Origin of the sequence: Sphingomonas sp. LH128 (assembly GCF_000293195.2) — a bacterium.
Classification (GTDB): Bacteria; Pseudomonadota; Alphaproteobacteria; order Sphingomonadales; family Sphingomonadaceae; genus Novosphingobium; species Novosphingobium resinovorum_A.
Window position 1 is genome coordinate 1 of record NZ_ALVC01000460.1, and the last position, 1181, is coordinate 1181.

At 61.4% G+C, this 1181-nt stretch carries 2 protein-coding genes; one reads left to right on the forward strand and one right to left on the reverse strand.

Going from position 1 to position 1181, the window contains the following annotated elements:
- The first annotated feature begins 149 nt into the window (after positions 1 to 149).
- Positions 150 to 341: a hypothetical protein gene (locus LH128_RS28220; RefSeq protein WP_008833116.1), complete on the forward strand. Its 192-nt coding sequence runs from the start codon at positions 150 to 152 to the stop codon at positions 339 to 341.
- Here the strand turns inward: LH128_RS28220 and LH128_RS28225 are convergent.
- Entirely contained in the window at positions 320 to 874 is a 555-nt protein-coding gene (locus LH128_RS28225; protein WP_008833117.1) for a recombinase family protein, read from the reverse strand. The genes LH128_RS28220 and LH128_RS28225 overlap by 22 nt on opposite strands.
- Between the last annotated feature and the right edge of the window lie 307 nt (positions 875 to 1181).

Sequence of the window (1181 nt, forward strand, 5' to 3'; positions counted from 1 at the left end):
GTGGCGGAGAGGGTGGGATGCCGTTCTCCGATCTCGCCGATTTGGTAATAGCGTTCGCTTGTTGAGTGCCGGATATGCCGGATTGTAGCGGTTTTGTGTAGTGTTGAGTTCGACGGAGAGGGTGTCCGTCGAACTCACGGGAAGCGGGCATGAGTGAGGACGTCGAACGGCACGGCTTTGATGATGGTGACGTGAGTGCCCCCTGCCCGATCTGCCGGGGCGATCCGCTCGATCCTCACTTCATTGAGATGGTCGAGCGGGAAGCAGCGCTGCCGGGTCAGGTGATGACGGCCGACGAGTTCCTTGTGTGGCTCGATGGTCAGGCGGCGAGCAGCCGGTAGACCGACGCGCGTCCGATCCCGAGACGCTTCGCAATCTGGGTGGCACCCAGACCCTCGGCACGAAGTTCGCGCACCGCGTCAGGGGAGATCGTTGCGGGACGGCCCTTGTATGCCCCTTTCAAACGCGCGGCCTCGATTCCACGACGTTGCCGCGCCTTGATGAAGTGCTTCTCCATCATCCCCACGAGCCCGAAGACGGTGAGCATGACCTCGGCCATGATATCGGAGCCATCCATCACGATCGCGGGGTCGTTGATCTTGAGCACCGCCTTCTTCTCGATGACCCGCTTGGCGATGGTGAGCAGATCGCCGGTATCTCGGGCAAGGCGATCAGGATGAAGCGCCAACAGGGTGTCGCCGGGTTCGAGCAGACGCAGGGCGGCTTCGAGTTGGTCACGTCCGGTGAGCTTCGAGCCGTTGCCCACGTCGGAGAACACCACCACCGCTCCCAGCGATTCCAGCATCGTCTTCTGGGAGGTGATATCCTGCCCCTGATTTGAACTGATCCTCGCGTAGCCCAGCGTCTTGCCCATGGTGCCCCTGACTTGTCTCGTATGGCTCTAGGCCGACTCGCTCCAGTCGTCTCTGAAGTCAATAGGCACCCATATGAGACGCGATCGGCGTCTCATACTTGTATCGAGGGTGGTTGCCCTATCGAGGCGAGGCAACGCTCGTCGTGGGAGCGTCATCGCGATCACCCAGCCGGTCCGAAACCACCAAACTCGACCGGGCGCACGCCGAACTTGGCAGTGAGGGCCTCGAATATGTAGTCGCCCCACTCCTCATCCGAAGGGTCATCATCGGCGAGAACAAGATAGGATGGCAGGCCGACTTCGGCGG

What these genes read in the sequence shown, in the direction of transcription:
- LH128_RS28220 (WP_008833116.1), top strand. Translation starts at nt 150, where the DNA reads ATGAGTGAGGACGTCGAACGGCACGGCTTTGATGATGGTGACGTGAGT.
- LH128_RS28225 (WP_008833117.1), bottom strand. Translation starts at nt 874, where the DNA reads ATGGGCAAGACGCTGGGCTACGCGAGGATCAGTTCAAATCAGGGGCAG.